This window comes from Raoultella sp. T31 (genome assembly GCF_002806725.1).
GTDB classification, from domain to species: domain Bacteria; phylum Pseudomonadota; class Gammaproteobacteria; order Enterobacterales; family Enterobacteriaceae; genus Klebsiella; species Klebsiella electrica.
In genome coordinates, this window is the sequence record NZ_PIBO01000001.1 from 1 (window position 1) to 16,624 (window position 16,624).

Below are 16,624 nucleotides of genomic sequence, written 5' to 3' on the forward strand. Positions count from 1 at the left end.
TTGTTGGAGTGAACATATCAAAAACAGGCAATTACACAATTTAAATTACAGTCTCGATTTACTATGTCTTCATGGGGTTACTCAGAACTATTATTTTGACACCAGGAAACCGCCAGCAGATTGTCCACTCTTTGTCAGCATTTGATTTCGCTTTTGATATTGCTCTTGGTAATAAAGAGGTGTGCAATGCAACATGATGTTATTTACGGACTCACCGAATGGATTGAATCCCGGCTCGCATCGAAGTTATCTCTGGATACAGTGGCAGCGAAATCAGGGTATTCGAAATGGTATTTGCAGCGCGTTTATCATGAGTTAACGGGGGTTACGCTTAGTCGCTATATTCGTCAGCGGAGGTTATCTGCCGCTGCAGCAGAGTTACATATAACCCGGACACATATTATTGATATTGCACTGAAATATGGTTTCACCACCCAGCAGGCCTTTACGCGCTCTTTCAGAGATTATTTTCACCAGACGCCAGCAAGATACAGAAATAACAATGAATGGGACTGTTCACAACTTTATCCACCATATAAGAGGATAAAATATCCGGTATCAGAGCCTGATATTATCCGGATGCCAGAGCAATATCTAATCGGCATGCAGCACTCTTTTCCCTGCTCTGGTATTTTTGAAGGTCTTAACAAGTTTGATATAGATGTGAGAATGAATTTTTTTAACAGACATTTCAGGTACCATCCGGAACTGCCTTCTTATATCTGTGGACTCAGCCACTTTGAATCTGGAGGTATCGGGATACCTGGAGGAATGATTAAGTTTTCTACAGCAACACCAGAAGAATATATGGTTAAATTTACAGGGGATGATAAATTAAAGAAAATTGTAATCCCGGAGGGTAATTATGTTCAGTTCAATTATTCGGGTATAAAAGCAGACTTTCAGCAGTTTATTGTTGATGTAAACTGTTATCATTTACCTAAGCTGGGTATCATCAGGAGAAAAGGATACGATATTGAGCGCTATTTTATCTCTGACAGAAAGATACATTCATTGCAGTCAAATTTTATCAGTTGCAACTATCTGGTGCCGTGCTGTGATGCATTACATAAACCTGTCGACAACAGGTTTATGTAATGCCTGAAAGGCATTCAGCCTTGACCGGCCATGGCAAACTGGATCAGTCAAAATTTTTAACTGAGGAGAATGTATGAAATACGTTATCACGGGAGTTGACGGACAGTTAGGCGGACGTGTTGCGAAAAATATGATCTCAAGCACGGATCCTGAGGAATTAATTTTTACCTGCCCTGACCCCGGCAGAATAGATTCTGAATTGCGTAACTGCTGGGAATCACTTGGGATAGAGCTCAGACAGGCGAATTATGATGATCCTGACGGAATGCAAAAATCTTTTGCAGGCGGAACGCGTCTTTTTATGGTATCAGGTGTTCTGATTGGAGATAAACGGGTACGGCAGCACAAAAATGTCATCGATGCAGCTGTAAAATCTGGAGTGGAACACATTACATATACGTCATTCATTGGAGCAACAAATCCGGCCTATGCACACGTTTATGTTACGCCAGACCATACAGCTACAGAATTCTATCTGCACGATTGTGGTCTGGATTTTAATGTTATGCGAAATAATCTCTATCTTGAAAACTATCTGACAACCTCCGTGATGTTATCATTAATGTCCGGTAATAAATGGTACACGACAGCAGGAGAAGGGAAAGCAACTTTTATTGCAAAAGATGACAGTGCACTGGCAGGTGCTGCATTATTATTAGGCGTGGGTAAAAACAGACAGGCCTATAATATCACTGGCTCGCAATCAGTGTCACAACGCGAACTGTGTGAGCTGGTAAGCAATGTCTCGGGGATTAATATTGAATATTGTCCTGTTGACAAAGAAGAGTTCTTCAGGTGCCTGGACTCAATCAATATACCGCGTGATACGGACCAGGATTTTTCTTCATCGCCGGTACCGTGGTGTGCAAATGATATGGTCACGAATGAAGCCAGTATAGCTGAAGGGTTGCTTGACGTTAAGTCTACTGATTTTATTTTTCTGACGTTACGTAAACCCCGAAAAGCGCAGGATTTGATTTACAATTACCGCTATATATGGGAGCAGAAAGTGTCTCACTGGCGTGATATCAAATAAGATAAAGGCAGGAAGTTGAGCCACTGAACCTACAAGGAAACAGGTATATGAATTACATTTCCTGTTAGTCCACTTTGGGTATTTTTGCATACCACCGAAGTAGTTTACTGGGCACAGAGTATTTCACTCATGAACACTCTGTGCCTAAAAGGATATAAAATGAGAAAATCTCTATTCATCTTATTACCTGCGCTGTTCAGTCTGAGCGCATGTAACTTACAACCACATTACGAACGACCTGGCTTACCTGTTAATGGTCAATGGCTCAAAGACGGGCAGCGTAATAATGTCGCCGATATCGAGTGGCAGCGTTTTTTTTCTGATGTAACTCTGAAGCAACTGGTGACGTTATCGCTGAAAAATAACCGAGATCTAAAAGTCGCAGCATTAAATATTGAATCTGCAAGGGCACAGTACAGAATTGAAAGGTCTGCTTTATTCCCCACGATAGAGGCCAGTGGTAGTCAGACTTCGTCGCATTTACCTGGTGGACTGTATTCTACTCAGACTACCGGCCCGGTGACTTACCAGCAGTATGAAGCGAACCTTGGTGTAACATCCTGGGAGCTTGATTTTTTTGGCAGACTCCGGAGCCTGAAAGCACAGGCACTTGAAAATTATCTGTCCACTGAGGCAACTGCACATGCGACACAAATCAGCCTGATATCAGAGGTCGTATCCAGTTATCTGACTCTGTGTGCAGATAAAGATCTACTTAGACTTGCTGGAGAAACAGCAGAAAGTCAGCGTGACACTTATAACTTGACCAAACAACGCCTTGCGCTGGATGTGAGCAGTGAACAGGATCTGTCTCAGGCTGAAACCACACTAAGAAGCGCTGAAGCCGAAGTTTATCAGTATACCCGGCAGGTACAGCAGGATGTGAATGCGTTACGACTCTTACTTGGTACTGATTTACCAATGGGTGTTGTGGAAAATGCTACTTTAGAAAAAGCATGGCATTTTCCCGCACTCCCGGGCGGTATGTCATCAGACGTTCTTACTAACAGGCCTGATATTATTGCCGCCGAACATACACTTAAAGCAGCAAATGCTAACATCGGCGCAGCAAGAGCTGCCTTTTTCCCGACAATAAGTCTCACGGCATCAGGGGGGGCAGCATCTGAAAGTCTAGGTCATTTGCTTGAGGGCGGTACTGCTGCATGGTCATTTGTTCCAAGTATCAGCATCCCTATTTTCGATGGAGGTAAGAACAAGGCAAATCTTGATGTTGCAGAGATATCTAAGCGAATTGAAATAGCGAATTATGAAAAAGCCATCCAGCAGGCGTTTAAGGAAGTTTCTGATGCCCTGGCAGGACAATCAACATATAAATATGAACTTGCTGCCAGACAGCAGGATACGGCTGCTAACAAACGATACTACGACCTTGCTAACAACCGATATCAGGAAGGGATTGATGGGTATCTCAATGTTCTGATTGCGCAGCGGGCTTTGTATGAGGCTCAAAAGACAGAGGTATCGACCCGGCTGAGTGAGATAACCCAGCATGTTACCCTCTATAAGGTACTTGGTGGTGGCTGGAAATCATAGTTAACAAACTGTTGCCGGTGGCGGTAATATGCCGCCATTTAACTATTTGACACCCAATACGCATGGGGGAATAAATAAATGACATCTAATCTCAATGGAAAAGCGATAATTCCTGGTCATCGAAATAAGATAATAAATGCAGCCTCATTTTGTATTCGAGGAAAAGGGATATGTGGCTGTTCAATGGTTGATATAGCAACTTATTCCCAGATGAGTGTAGGCCAGATCTATCGGTGTTTTGAAAGTAAAATGGAGATAGCAAAGGAAGCTCTCAAAGATAATTTTGGTAAACAGATTCAGTTATTAACGTTAATCTATACTCAACCAGATCCTATTGATTATATTTTATCCAGTAATATGGTGAAAAATAAAAACTCCCTAGTTCAGCCTGTTTTTGACTTAAAATTAATTTTTCGCACAGAATCTATGTTTTATCCAGAATTATCAGGTTTACAATATGAGTATGAACAAAAATTAATAAAAAAACACTTATCACTAATACAATCTGGAACACTATTTTCTCACGATTATAATGTGGAGATGATTCCTGAAATTATTGATTTTTTAATTACGGAAACAACGTTAATGAGGAATCGGCAAAAATTCACAAATAAAAACATTTCGGTTATCTATAAAACACTAATCAACTCCTTAAAAATATAAAGCTGAACAAATCAGAATTTCATGGGTATTAAATGGAATAAAACTATTGTATTGCGCGCTCAATAAACGCTTCAATTAATTTTACTCCAGGATGAAATATATTTATATCAACGCGAAAAACTCACTCGCTCTTATTATGGGTATCATTATTCATTTAAGATATTAACCCCGTCTAAATAAAACAAAGATAAAGAAACTCACGATCATCAAAAAAATAATATTTATTATCACCAAACCTAAAATTGCTCCTGCAACCCCAAATTTTAACAAAAAATTAAATAAAAAATAATTAGTAAAACCTGAGGCAAGATAAGATAAAGCAATAATCATAATGCAGATAAAAACAAAAGCCACACAACATGAAGCATAAAAATATAGTTTATTTCCCATATTGCTCCTGTCTTTCACAATTGCACTCATCCCTTAAATGATGACTGAATGCTTTTATTCAGGACGTCTGTCATCAGGATGCCATTTCTGAACCCAAGCTATTAAACTTCGGAATCGAAAGTTAACAAAATGGAATCAGTTTATATTGAAACAATTCAAAGACATTGAACACGAAAATTGTCGCCAGATACGGATAATTACCGATTCTGGCATGGAAATTACGAACTGAAGATGACATAAAAAGCTCTAAACCAGTAATTAAGTATTAAGTTGTTAATAGTCAAAAAAAACACCACTATCTGGATAGTGGTGGAAAACTCAATGAAACAATGATGATGTTTACTTCCCGGTAATTTTACATCGACTGGAAATTTCATAAGGAATAATTTGTGCTATCACATCCAGCTTGAGGTGGCAGGTTTTACGCATACCCGTTTCAGTTCCACGTACTTTTTGAGATATCCGTTTTTTGCCAGATTGAGCAAATCTGTTTTGTGTTTGATGGCAGGATTGGTAGTATGATAGTCCCTCTGGTTTTGTATAAGTATTTGACACCAAGATCAAAACCCCGGTAACTCATAGTCTTTCAAAATGTTGTGTCAGCTCTTGTTGCAGCTAATGCACTTAACGGCTGATTATAACAAGCATGAATGATTTCATATATTACAGACCACTTCCCTATAAAACCACAGCACTTTTTACTAAACACTCATAATTCTCTGCAATATCATGAAGATGACACGGGTAAGTTTATTAGATGATGCCATAACGACAGAAGAAGTATTGCTTACCCTTGCCTTAAGCCCTTTAGTAAAGGAACTTAAGACGCTGGAAAGTGATAATAACTCTCAGATATCCAAAGATAAAGCTGCTCTGGCAGCTACTGTTAATGCACTGGCAGTGCCTCATCAGGAAAGACTTTCCAGCATTTCTCAGCAAATACAATCTGGATTTTAAAGTATCTTTCCAGGGCTTGGAGTACAACTTCATGTAGAAATGATTCCACCTGAGCTAAAAATTGAGAATTTGCTCAAACAGGGCTCCGGATTATTGGTTGAAGAAGCTGCTGGTCAATCCCGAATAGGACAACAAGGTACAGGAGCAAGGAGAGCATTATTCTGGGCAATGTTGCAAGTTCATAATGAGATCAGTCGACAAACTGAAAAACGAGATGCACTTCTTAAGTCTTTAAATGAACAATTAAAGAAAGAGTGTAAAAAGGATGCAGAAAGCGAGGCCGTAAAATTACTTAACCATCAAATTGACGCTATAAAAAATGGAGGTGTGATTCCCGAGGATGCCGAAGATCCAGCATTGCCGGGCTACGTCCTTCTGATGGATGAGCCAGAAAATGCTTTGCATCCAATGGCGGCAAGAGCTGCACAATCACATCTTTATGCTCTGGGAAAACATCCTGACTGGCAAGTATTATTGACTACGCACTCGCCTTACTTTATTAACCCACTTGAAGACCATACGACAATTGCGCGTATGCAGCGTTCATCTGATGGAAAATCACTATCTCCAAAATTATATGTCGCTGATGAAGCAAACTTTTCTGCAGAAGAAAAAGATAATTTACAGGCATTGCAATTAACTGATATGGGTTTTGCGGAAATATTCTTTGGTAGTTATCCAATTGTTGTGGAGGGTGATACTGAACATGCTTCATTTATTTCTGCAATAGTAAAAACTCAGCATGAAATGGCCGGAAAGATAAGCATTATCCGGGCGCGGGGTAAAGCCGTTCTTGTACCTCTAATAAAAATGCTACGCCATTTCAAAAGCAACTTTGGGATTGTGCATGATATTGATTGGCCATATCGCAAGGATGGTTCCGGGAATGGAATGTGGACCATCAATGAGACAATTCGTAACGAAATAATAAAATGCAGACAAAATGGCCATATTGTTTATCACCGCTGGAGCATCCCTGACTTTGAACGTTTTCTGGGAGGAGCGGCACTTGGCAAAGATAAACCATATTCTGCTTTTCATCGCATATCATCTGATGACGAACTCAAGGTTAAAGTACAAAATCTTATATCAAGCTTGTTCAACGGAGATGATTATGACCCGATAGGTCATGATCCAAACAGCGAGTTTATTTCTCAGGTTCTAGCGGATTTAACTGTTTGGGCCGTAAAAAACAATCAACAACATAATATACGTATAACAGGCGTCTAATAATACCTACCTGTAATGCCTGCAAAATTATTATTTGCAGGCATTGTATCTATAGTAATTATTTTAGTGGTTATCTGTTTTTAATTATTTGCCACTTACTCATAGCAGGTTGATGTTTATATTTTTCCTTCCAGTCTTGTGTGAAAATGAGCGTTCCAAATAACAGGTTGTGTAATGAGTCGTGTGGCTTGTCATAATCATTTTAAAATTTTAGATGCGAAGTTAGCAGACAATAATATAACTCTCTAATGTTATATTTCAGTTTGAACGAGATGAACATGATAGCCAAACTAACGATTGAAAAGAAAAATAGATTTTACATTTTTATTTTAATATATTAGCAACCTGCCAACCGATAAAATTTTAAATGGAGGTATCAGATAATGGGTGTTTCTTTAGGTATACTTGCAGGCATGGGGCCCCGGTCTACAGCCCCGTTTATTGATATGCTGGTAACAGACTGCCAGGTTGTGTGTGGGGCAAAATATGATATGGATTTTCCTGAGATGCATATCATCTCCCTGCCAACCCCTTTCTGGCCTGGTAAGAAAATTAATTGCAGCGAAATGATAGCCGCCCTGCAGCATGGTATAGCTGAACTCGTCAAAGCAGACGTAAGTCTGATAGCCGTACCCTGTAACCTTGCACACTGCTACTTTGATGAAATGAATGAGGTTAGTGCTGGTATCCCACTTCTCCATATCGCTGACAGTGCGCTTGAAGCCCTGCCAGCAGAAGCAGGTAAAGTCGCAATACATGCCACCGGGCCAACGCATGAAGCCAGTTTTTATCAGCAACGGATACGAGATGCAGGCAGAGAGGTAATTGATTCGCAGGAGCTTCGTTCCACAACCACATCGTTAATTGGGTTAGTAAAAGCAAAAGGCTCCAGGGACCCGGAGGTTCAGGCCAGATGGCATCATTTAATGTCGATGGTCGAAAGCACTCAGGCCGATGCTGTTCTTATTGCATGTACAGATCTTAGCCCACTGATATCGAGGAATTCTTTTAACTTTGCCATCGTGGATACCGCGACAAGCCTCTCCCGAGCGACAATAAGGCACTACAGACGACTGATTGAGGAAAAAAATGATTCTGGCGCGGCACGTTAACTGGTTCATATTCAGTGATTATTGACCCTCGTTAAAACTTATTATATTACACCATCAGGCGTTTTAGAGCTGCGAAACACGCTACGGCCACGTTCTCGCGGTGTGATGTGCTGATTATGGCCATAAAAAAGTCACACATCGTTTAATTCAGCACGCAATAACGTTTCAAACGCATTACGTGAGTGATGGCGGTCTATTCTGCTGTTTTTTATAAAGTAATTTTGTACGGGAAATAACTCGCTAAAAGTATACCCCCTGATATTACCTGTTCTTTTGAACTGCTCAAAAAAGCCAGCAGGGACCAGCGAGACACCGGCTCCGGAGCTGACACATCCAAGAATCGTTCCGTAGCTTGCAATGCTGGTGATATCGACCGTGACCTGATGCTGATTGACCCATCGCTCAAGGGCCTGTCGGTAAGGACACCCGTGCGGCCACATATAAATCCGTTTTCCTTTGAGGTCCTGAGGGGCAGAGATCTCTCCCGTAAACGGAGAGGCAATGAATACCAGTGATTCCTGGTGAGCATTCACATAAGTGATATCCGGATGGTCATCCTTTGTCGCGATAACAGCGCAATCGAGTTTATGCCCGGCGACATCACTGACTAACTGTTGCCATGTCCCTGTACTGAACTGCACCTGGACTGCAGGATAGTTCTGGTGGAATTTTGAGAGAACCATCGGTAGCCGTCCTGTTGCGGCAGATTCAATCGCTCCGACCCGCAGGATCCCGGCAGGTTCTGATGAGGGCTCAAGTGCCCGGCGGGCTTCCTGACAGTAAGTCAGTATTTTGCTGGCGTACTCAAGCAGTATTTCTCCCGAAGGTGTGATGACCAGGCCGCGCCCCTTGCGGATGAAAAGAGAAACACCCAGTTCCGTTTCCAGGAGCTTGATTCTGTTTGTGATATTTGAGGGAACGCAGTGCAGTATCTCAGATGCTCTGGCAATGCTACCCTGCTCGGCGACGGTTTTAAACATTTTCAGCTGAGATAAATCCATCCCCTCACACCTCACTAAAAGTGAATAATTAACTCACTATAAGTCAGTTGTAGTGTGTTAATCAATCATCCTACAATGCCTGGAGCAGGTGGAATCAGACATTATTTTTTAAACGCCGTAATGAAAACCGGAAATAGTCAATTTTTCATTCATTTACCAATGAATGGATCAGGAGTCTTTAAATACTTCAGTCCGTGAATAACAGAGGTGAATATATGACTTCCTTATCTTTGCAAGGCTGTGATGACATATCGAAAAAATCTTATTCTATGCAGGAACTGGGTGAGATATTCATCGATGGTTTGCCTGAACATATCGCAATGTTAAAAATTCCTGGTCGCTGGATAGCCGGAGATGTTCGCAGGTCACCCGTGCCCGCGCATATTGATCATGTCAAGGACATTCAGAATATGATGTACGAAGTTCTTTGTCATGAGATAACCCAGGAGGCACAGGCTTATGCGGAAGGGACTTTTCTTGCCTTTCTGCAAAAGGATAAAGTTGATCCCGGTGTCCTCAGCTTCTTTAACGGCTGGAATGAAACGCACAAAACGACAAGCCTGGTATCCGGAAAAATAATCATGCGACTGTCCGCTGATGCACTTTATATTTCACATGAAGATCAGGCTATCTATCATAACGTTCTGGCCCATATGCATGAAGTAACAAAAGATGACTTTGGACTTGGTCAGAAGGGGCATGACGGAATGTATAAATACATGACAAATGCTTTCAGGGCCGCAGCCTGGGTTGATGATCAATATAAAATCAATGAGTGTAATGAATTCTCTGATTTCCTCTACAATACTGGCATTGCAAAACATAAGTCTGCAATGCGTTCTCCTGAATATCTGCAGTCTGTCATGGATGCCATGATGGTCTCTGTCGCTTCTGAACTCTGGAACGGACGTGAATACAATTTTCTTGCTCAGTTTATAGAGGGGAAATTATTGTCCTTCAATGCGTCGTTAAATGAGGACACTAAAACTCTGCGTAACGCCAAAGGTTATGTCATGGGCCATGCCGGGGAGGTGGAAAACAGGCATGGCTTGCATGCGCTGGCCGCGTTACAGGACTTTGGCCGTATCGCGGGGCTGTCATTCGATACAGAACGACTTAAACATGTCATGCTTGATTATAACAGGAGAGTCGGCGTGGCTTTTTCTGCATTACAAAACGTTCTGACTCACTGAAATACGGAACTGGCTATCCTATTGTTCGTTGCCTGTTATGGGGCAGGTAATGATGCCTCAGGTGTTACAAGAGAAATAAGTTTAAAATATGTCTTTATTGCTTTTGCGGGGGACTGTAATAAGTTATGAATGTTGATATTTCTCTTTTTGCTCTGGGAGGCTTCGCTTTCTGTGGTGGTCTGATCGATGCTGCTGTTGGTGGTGGAGGGCTTGTTCAAATTCCTGCGCTTATTCATGCGCTACCTGGCTCCAGTCTGGCAACGATTTTTGGCACCAACAAACTGGCAGTTCTGCTCGGGAACGCATTTTCTGTCTCAGGGTATCTCCGCCGGGTAAAGATTATATGGAAGCTAATTATTCCAGTAATGGGCGCTGCATTTATTTTTTCATTCGCTGGCGCATACACTGTCTCTCTTATACCAAGAGAGTTTATGGAATATCTGGTTTTTGTCGTTCTTATTATTATGGCGGTCTATACGTTCATAAGAAAAGATCTGGGACGACTACATGCGGATATCAGGATTGGTCTGAAAGAGATACTGTTGGGGATAGTGTTAGGCGCTTTTATCGGATTCTATGATGGTATATTCGGAGCAGGCAGCGGAAGTCTTTTATTGTTTGCCTTTGTTAAATGTTTTGGCTTTGATTTTCTGAATGCTTCTGCATCAGCCAAATTAATAAACCTTGGGACTTTTACTGCTGCACTACTTTTTTTTGTGCCGTCAGGGAATGTATTGTGGATAACCGGAGGTATAGTCGGTATTTGTAATGTTGCAGGGGCGATTACGGGCGTATTTTTAGCCTTGCGGTATGGCAGTGGGTTTATCAGGGTTTTTTTCCTGATACTATTACTGTTTCTTATCGGACGAATGGGGGTTTCCATTCTCTGAATCAGTCTGAAAGTAAATTTTCAGACTGAACAGCTTTTTTGATTAAAATTTATAATGGAGATGAAAACCCGGCCGCTTCCAGCACAATATCCTCTATAGATAATACGGGTTCAGGCGTGGTTTCCCAGAATTGTTTTTTTATTGTACGCCATTCTTCATCTGCCATAAATTCTGCCCATGAGTCGTTCATGACTGTTTTGTCTGTCCATGAAAGCAGGTATATAAACCGGAGTCTGGCACTTTCACCGGATAACCACATAGCCAGTATATTAAAACCATACTTATCCCTCATGATTCTGGCCGCGTGTTTTTCAAATCTTGCCAGAAATTCATCACGTAAATCCGGGTTTATTGTATAAAGACGAAGCTGATTAATCATTGTACCTGTCCTCGTTATTCTGCATTTGCCTGTACCGGGAATCGGGGCGGCAGCACGTGACATCAGGGACTGATGCAGCAGACTGCAATCAGATGGATACAGGTTTCTGCCAGTACTGTTAACTGTAGCAGTGACAGCAGCATACCCCGATTATGCCTGTACCATCAAAATAAATATCGGTTAGTATGTGTCCCGCCGTCAATACATCAGATGACCGGCCTGATTGATAAATTCAGGCTTCCTGCCATCCCATCTGCCAACGCCAGCCTTTAGTCAACCCCATTTCACCACTGCGGAGTAAGGAGCGCTACGCCCGGTTATGCAGAGGCAGATTATTTCTCCCGTGTGCTTTCCGTTCCCGTATTCGCTTCCGGTTAATCGTTTCCCGTTGCAACCCGTCCCGCAAGGGTGAATTGCACGCATTCTGCGCCCCTGCGGGCCAGAACGACGCCGGGAAAACGAACCGTCAGGCGATACGAAGACGAAAATCACACCACTGACGGAGAAAAAACATGACTATTTCCCTATATAACCAGACTACCGCCCCTAACCCCGCAGCGGCGACCAGCGTATCGTCGCTGGAGCGCTCAGGCTCTTCAAAAACGAAAGGGTTAAAAAGCCGGACGGATATTTACCAGACCGTGACAGACAGCCTCATTCCAACACTGGAAGCGGGTGTAAAACCGTGGTCCTGCCCCTGGAAGCGTGTTCCGGGGATGTCCGGTCTGCCCGTTAATTACGCCACCGGCGTAGCCTACAGTGGGATGAATATCATGCTGCTGTGGTGCAGTGCATCGAAACAGGGATTCAGTGATTCACGCTGGATGACATACAAACAAAGTCAGACCGCTGGCGGTCAGGTACGTAAGGGTGAGCGCGGAACAACAGCCATTTTCTACACCACGCTGGAGAAAGAAAACGACGATGGCAAGACGGAATATATCCCGATGCTGAAAACCTTCACTGTATTTAATGTTGACCAGATTGACGGTCTGCCTGTGACGGATGAAACCGGTGCGGAAGCACCTGTCGCTACGTTTGACCCGTTACCGCAGGCAGAAGCACTTTTCAGTTGCAGCGGTGCGAAAATCATCGAGAAGGGGCAGAATGCTTACTTCATGCCTGCCACGGATGAAATCTGGCTGCCTGAGCGTCACCTGTTTAACGATGCGGCAAACTTCTATGCCACCGGCCTGCATGAGCTGGTTCACTGGACCGGGGCAAAATCTCGCCTTAACCGAGAAATGAAAGGCAGATTTGGCAGTGAGTGTTACGCTTTCGAGGAGTTGTGCGCGGAACTCGGCAGCGCGTTTCTGATGGCCGATTTGAGGATTGAGGGCGAGGTTCAGCACGAGAGTTATATTGCGTCCTGGTTGCAGGCACTGAAAAACGATAAACGTTATATTTTCAGGGCAGCCAGCGCAGCGTCAAAAGCGCACCGTTATCTGATGGATAAGCAATGAGTGTAAAATAAGGTGTTGCAAGGGAAGGCAGCTTTCGCCTTATATCTGGGCCAACAGGATGAGAGATATTCCAGGCGATATTTATTTCCCTGCGAATTTATCCGGGCATCTTATACCCGAATAAATTCGCAGGCTGCGGGTGCGGGCGGCAAAGAGCCCGCGCATCCAGCAGGTGTCTCCCGTCGAATTATGCCCTACGACATCGCCCCGTTTATCCGCCCTCCGGTATTGGGCGACTGAGTGGGGCGAACGGTAAGTGTTCCCGGCTCAGTTTTTTGCCATGAAAACGGACACGCCGCTGGTATCTGTTTTCATGCTGACACAGGCGCTGACTATGGGCGTCACGGATGGACGTCAGACCCCACGCCCACTGGAGACGCCCACAGATGACGTCCAACCGGTTGCCCGCATCCTGCAGGCATCCCCGTGTTCCTGGCTATCAGATACCAGCCGACCCGTGGTCGTCTGTCATCAGAAGCGCCCGAATCACGGGCAACGGCGTGTGTCATTACGTTCGGGCTGGACGCCCTTACTGCATGTCACATGGGGGTAATGACTCCGCTGAACGCTGCGTCAAAACCCCCAGGGTCAAAAGCGGCACACCGTCACGCGCTACGCGCGACCAACCCCTTTAAGACGCTGCGTTTCGCCTGTTTTTTCTTTTCCTCGCCAGCTCGGAGCGAAAAAACGGGAACGCTGCTTTAAAGGGATTGGTCGCGCCTGATCGGCAATATTCCCCGTGGGCGGGAAATATTACCTGGCTTGACGGTGTGCGGGGCAGGCCCCCCACAAAAACCGGCACGTGGGCGTGCCTTTTTGCTCGCCGGGGCGGCAAAATTTTTGCGGCTCCCCCCGGCCTGCTCAATTCGCTTCGGGCGAATGTTCGCAGGTGGGCGCGGTGCCTGAAAATTAACAATTCCTCCGGAACTGAATTTTCTGTCCACGCTCCACTTGCTTATTTTTACGGCTTAACAATTTCTTTGAAATTGAAGCCAAAAATCAGCAAGCCTTAACACCATCGTCTAAAATCTCAGTGCATTATTTTTTTTTCGTCATAAATCGAAAAGCATGCTCATATTCGCTTTTTTGTGTTTCATTAACATCTCTATTATCAATTAAATACTGATGTAAATCAAAAATACCCCCCCCCTTAACATGAGAGGTTTTGTTGTTCTTCACTTATGCTCTGTACTTATAGCAATAACTTCAGTTTTGCTTTCTGTGCAAAACAATTATGCCCGTTTTGTGTATTCCTCAATGAGTGACTGTTACATAGAGTAAATATGCCTTCCCAATTGTTTTGAGGATTCTGATATGCACAGCAAGAAAAATGTATTATTAACAGGTGCGACGGGTTTCATTGGTTCATATCTGCTGGCTGATCTTCTGGAGAATAAAGATATCGGGAGGATTTATATTCTTTCCCGGAAAGTGGATAAAAATAATGAAAAGGAAAGATTGTTCACCGCATTTGAAAAATTTTCGGTGCCAAGCCATGAACAACTGGCAGCGGCAACCAATATATCAGTCATTGACGGCGATATTACGCAACCCCGGCTGGGTATATCCGATGCCGCTTTTGAAGAACTCTGTTCAGAGGTGGATGTTATTCACCATATTGCGGCACGTGTCAATCACATCCGACCATATGAAGTGCTAAAAGCGCCCAATGTGGACAGTGTCGCAGATATCATCAGCATCGCTCAGAAAGGTCGGGATAAAATCATTAATTTTGTTTCAACGTTAGGGTCTGCGGCTAAAAAGGACAAGGATGGTCGTTATGTTGAGGCCTTTCCGGGTAATGCCGTTCTTAACTCTGACATGGGGTATTTGCTTTCGAAATGGGAATCTGAGCGTCTTCTGGAGAAATTTCAGGAGCAGGGTGGAAAAGTTAATCTTTTCCGGCTCGGTTATATTTCAGGTCAAAGCCATACAGGTGCTTCGCTTTTTGCCGATAACCAGTTTATGCTGTTTATCAAAAGCTGCATTCAACTGGGTTACGCCCCGGTTCTCCCCAGAATGATTAATTTCGCTCCTGTCGATTACACCACAGCCATCATGGCTCAATCCAGGTATATGTCAGAAGGGGGAGATGTTCTCAATCTGTTTAACTATTCCGGACTTATCAGTTGGGAAGACATTGTTTCATGGCTGAACTTACGTGGGTATAAAATTGAGACTACGGAATTTTATGACTGGCAGAAAAAACTTCTGGCGGATAATGAAAGTAATGCACTCTTCCGTTTTCTTCCACTTTATGGCGTTGATGGCTCTCATGATAAGATCCTCAGGTTTGGCCGTGAAATTGATAAGTTTGATTTCCATAATACGATGGCGGCGACTGAGCGCCTGGCCTATAAATTACCTGCTTTGAGATACGAATTACTGGATACATATTTAAGGTATCTACAGTCAGTTGATTTTTTACCAGTACCTCACGCTGTAAATGCTGCTTAAACAGGTCTGATATTTATGGAAAGAACACAAAGTAGTTATTTTGCACTGGCTTGTCTGTGTGCTTTTGCTGTTGCCAATATTTATTATAATCAGCCCCTGCTTGAACTCTTTGCAAAAGATTTCGCGGTTGATGAAAAACATGCCGGTTCTGTTGCGATGTTTGTACAACTGTCTTATGCAGCAGGTCTTGTTTTCTTCGTGCCACTGGGCGACCGGTTTGAACGCAGGAAACTGCTTATTATTTTATTGGGCATTAATGCTGCTGCTTCGGCAGCGGCCTCTTTCACGCAAACGATTGGACAGCTACTTACTGTAAATATTGTCATTGGTATGACATCTGTTGGTGCACAGATTGTCATTCCGATGGTATCCCTGATAGCTCCTGCGGAACAAAGAGGACGTGCAGTTGGAACCGTGATGAGCGGATTAATGGCTGGTGTCCTGTTTGGCAGGATCCTGTCCGGATTTGTTGGCAATTATTTTGGATGGCGGTCGATGTATCTTGTGGCTACTGCTCTGGATCTTCTTTTGCTTATTATGGTTCCCAGACTTTTACCACACAGTAAAACGGCGGCATCACAGATCCCCTATCATTTACTGCTGAAATCACTTATCACTTTTTTTATAAAAGAAGGTGATCTCAGATTATCATGTTTTTGTGGGGCAATGATGTTTGGTGGGTTCAGCGCATTATGGGGTGGGCTTGCATTTTTACTTGCGCGACCACCTTACCATTATGGCAGTGATATTGTCGGCAGTTTCGGATTTGCAGGCATTACCGGGATTCTTGCCACACCTTATATAGGGAAAATGGCTGACCGTTACAGCCCACGTATTGTTGTATTAGTGGGAAGTGTGATTGCATTACTGGGTTTTATCTCTGTCTTCTTTTCTCCTCATTATCTGTTTGCGTTAATTGTTGCTCTTGTTCTTCTCGATATCGGAGGACGGGCAGGGCTTGTGGGGAACCAACTGAGAGCGCTGGCATTATCCGTAGAAGGAAGGAGTCGTTTAAATACAGTATTTATGTGCTCTTATTTTATCGGTGGTGCTGTCGGAACCCGTGCGGGGGCTGAAATCAGTGTCCGGTACGGATGGACCGGGATCACTGTAATGGGATTTATTCTTTCCTGTTTTGTCCTGTTGCTGAATATGAGACAAGCGAATACGAATAAAAATACTGATGCTCTGGCCTGAGTGA

The 16,624-nt window shown here is 43.4% G+C and carries 15 protein-coding genes; 12 read left to right on the top strand and 3 right to left on the bottom strand.

What is annotated here, in order from left to right:
* Positions 1–186 precede the first annotated feature (186 nt).
* The 4 genes from CWM52_RS00005 (at position 187) to CWM52_RS00020 (ending at position 4,351) form a co-directional block, all read left to right on the top strand.
* Positions 187–1,098, top strand: coding sequence for a helix-turn-helix domain-containing protein (locus CWM52_RS00005; protein WP_133121723.1), 912 nt, complete (start codon positions 187–189; stop codon positions 1,096–1,098).
* Between the two features lie 73 nt (positions 1,099–1,171).
* Complete coding sequence (locus CWM52_RS00010; protein WP_100682232.1) at positions 1,172–2,134, top strand: NmrA family NAD(P)-binding protein; 963 nt, start codon at positions 1,172–1,174, stop codon at positions 2,132–2,134.
* 159 nt (positions 2,135–2,293) lie between these two features.
* Complete coding sequence (locus CWM52_RS00015) at positions 2,294–3,688, top strand: efflux transporter outer membrane subunit (protein ID WP_100682233.1); 1,395 nt, start codon at positions 2,294–2,296, stop codon at positions 3,686–3,688.
* A gap of 78 nt (positions 3,689–3,766) precedes the next feature.
* Complete coding sequence (locus tag CWM52_RS00020; RefSeq protein WP_117433770.1) at positions 3,767–4,351, top strand: TetR/AcrR family transcriptional regulator; 585 nt, start codon at positions 3,767–3,769, stop codon at positions 4,349–4,351.
* Between the two features lie 162 nt (positions 4,352–4,513).
* Here the strand turns inward: CWM52_RS00020 and CWM52_RS00025 are convergent, their stop codons facing one another.
* A complete protein-coding gene (locus CWM52_RS00025; RefSeq protein WP_100682235.1) occupies positions 4,514–4,741 on the bottom strand; it encodes a hypothetical protein in 228 nt (75 codons plus the stop codon).
* A 729-nt stretch (positions 4,742–5,470) separates the two neighbouring features.
* Here CWM52_RS00025 and CWM52_RS26600 point away from each other — a divergent pair.
* From CWM52_RS26600 to CWM52_RS00035, 3 genes are all read left to right on the top strand, one after another.
* The gene (locus tag CWM52_RS26600) at positions 5,471–5,698 is read left to right on the top strand and encodes a hypothetical protein (RefSeq protein WP_227521244.1); all 228 of its coding nucleotides are present in this window, start codon (positions 5,471–5,473) and stop codon (positions 5,696–5,698) included.
* A gap of 39 nt (positions 5,699–5,737) precedes the next feature.
* Positions 5,738–6,928 carry an ATP-dependent nuclease gene (locus CWM52_RS00030; RefSeq protein WP_227521245.1) on the top strand — a complete coding sequence of 397 codons (1,191 nt, stop codon included), beginning with the start codon at positions 5,738–5,740 and terminating at the stop codon, positions 6,926–6,928.
* A 383-nt stretch (positions 6,929–7,311) separates the two neighbouring features.
* Complete coding sequence (locus CWM52_RS00035) at positions 7,312–8,040, top strand: aspartate/glutamate racemase family protein (RefSeq protein WP_048985545.1); 729 nt, start codon at positions 7,312–7,314, stop codon at positions 8,038–8,040.
* Positions 8,041–8,171: 131 nt separating this feature from the next.
* Here the strand turns inward: CWM52_RS00035 and CWM52_RS00040 are convergent, their stop codons facing one another.
* Positions 8,172–9,041, bottom strand: a complete 870-nt coding sequence (locus tag CWM52_RS00040) for a LysR family transcriptional regulator (RefSeq protein ID WP_048269273.1) — start codon at positions 9,039–9,041, stop codon at positions 8,172–8,174.
* A 215-nt stretch (positions 9,042–9,256) separates the two neighbouring features.
* On the opposite strand from CWM52_RS00040, the gene CWM52_RS00045 reads away from it, so the two are divergent.
* Together CWM52_RS00045 and CWM52_RS00050 are read left to right on the top strand one after the other, a co-directional pair.
* Complete coding sequence (locus CWM52_RS00045; RefSeq protein ID WP_100682236.1) at positions 9,257–10,234, top strand: hypothetical protein; 978 nt, start codon at positions 9,257–9,259, stop codon at positions 10,232–10,234.
* A gap of 125 nt (positions 10,235–10,359) precedes the next feature.
* Positions 10,360–11,124, top strand: coding sequence for a sulfite exporter TauE/SafE family protein (locus tag CWM52_RS00050; RefSeq protein WP_048269272.1), 765 nt, complete (start codon positions 10,360–10,362; stop codon positions 11,122–11,124).
* 49 nt (positions 11,125–11,173) lie between these two features.
* Here CWM52_RS00050 and CWM52_RS00055 read toward each other — a convergent pair whose 3' ends face one another.
* The gene (locus CWM52_RS00055) at positions 11,174–11,503 is read right to left on the bottom strand and encodes an NIPSNAP family protein (RefSeq protein ID WP_048269271.1); all 330 of its coding nucleotides are present in this window, start codon (positions 11,501–11,503) and stop codon (positions 11,174–11,176) included.
* A 512-nt stretch (positions 11,504–12,015) separates the two neighbouring features.
* Between CWM52_RS00055 and CWM52_RS00060 the strand changes: the two genes are divergently transcribed.
* The 3 genes from CWM52_RS00060 (at position 12,016) to CWM52_RS00080 (ending at position 16,620) form a co-directional block, all read left to right on the top strand.
* Positions 12,016–12,966: an ArdC family protein gene (locus CWM52_RS00060; protein WP_100682237.1), complete on the top strand. Its 951-nt coding sequence runs from the start codon at positions 12,016–12,018 to the stop codon at positions 12,964–12,966.
* 1,314 nt (positions 12,967–14,280) lie between these two features.
* Positions 14,281–15,423 (top strand): thioester reductase domain-containing protein, encoded by a 1,143-nt coding sequence (locus tag CWM52_RS00075; protein WP_100682238.1) that lies wholly within the window; start codon positions 14,281–14,283, stop codon positions 15,421–15,423.
* Between the two features lie 15 nt (positions 15,424–15,438).
* Complete coding sequence (locus CWM52_RS00080; RefSeq protein ID WP_100682239.1) at positions 15,439–16,620, top strand: MFS transporter; 1,182 nt, start codon at positions 15,439–15,441, stop codon at positions 16,618–16,620.
* The last annotated feature ends 4 nt before the right edge of the window (positions 16,621–16,624 follow it).

Coding starts and splice junctions, on each gene's coding strand:
- CWM52_RS00010 (WP_100682232.1), top strand. CDS start 1,172: ATGAAATACGTTATCACGGGAGTTGACGGACAGTTAGGCGGACGTGTT.
- CWM52_RS00055 (WP_048269271.1), bottom strand. CDS start 11,503: ATGATTAATCAGCTTCGTCTTTATACAATAAACCCGGATTTACGTGAT.
- CWM52_RS00060 (WP_100682237.1), top strand. CDS start 12,016: ATGACTATTTCCCTATATAACCAGACTACCGCCCCTAACCCCGCAGCG.
- CWM52_RS26600 (WP_227521244.1), top strand. CDS start 5,471: ATGAAGATGACACGGGTAAGTTTATTAGATGATGCCATAACGACAGAA.
- CWM52_RS00075 (WP_100682238.1), top strand. CDS start 14,281: ATGCACAGCAAGAAAAATGTATTATTAACAGGTGCGACGGGTTTCATT.
- CWM52_RS00030 (WP_227521245.1), top strand. CDS start 5,738: ATGATTCCACCTGAGCTAAAAATTGAGAATTTGCTCAAACAGGGCTCC.
- CWM52_RS00050 (WP_048269272.1), top strand. CDS start 10,360: ATGAATGTTGATATTTCTCTTTTTGCTCTGGGAGGCTTCGCTTTCTGT.
- CWM52_RS00035 (WP_048985545.1), top strand. CDS start 7,312: ATGGGTGTTTCTTTAGGTATACTTGCAGGCATGGGGCCCCGGTCTACA.
- CWM52_RS00080 (WP_100682239.1), top strand. CDS start 15,439: ATGGAAAGAACACAAAGTAGTTATTTTGCACTGGCTTGTCTGTGTGCT.
- CWM52_RS00020 (WP_117433770.1), top strand. CDS start 3,767: ATGACATCTAATCTCAATGGAAAAGCGATAATTCCTGGTCATCGAAAT.
- CWM52_RS00040 (WP_048269273.1), bottom strand. CDS start 9,041: ATGGATTTATCTCAGCTGAAAATGTTTAAAACCGTCGCCGAGCAGGGT.
- CWM52_RS00005 (WP_133121723.1), top strand. CDS start 187: ATGCAACATGATGTTATTTACGGACTCACCGAATGGATTGAATCCCGG.
- CWM52_RS00015 (WP_100682233.1), top strand. CDS start 2,294: ATGAGAAAATCTCTATTCATCTTATTACCTGCGCTGTTCAGTCTGAGC.
- CWM52_RS00025 (WP_100682235.1), bottom strand. CDS start 4,741: ATGGGAAATAAACTATATTTTTATGCTTCATGTTGTGTGGCTTTTGTT.
- CWM52_RS00045 (WP_100682236.1), top strand. CDS start 9,257: ATGACTTCCTTATCTTTGCAAGGCTGTGATGACATATCGAAAAAATCT.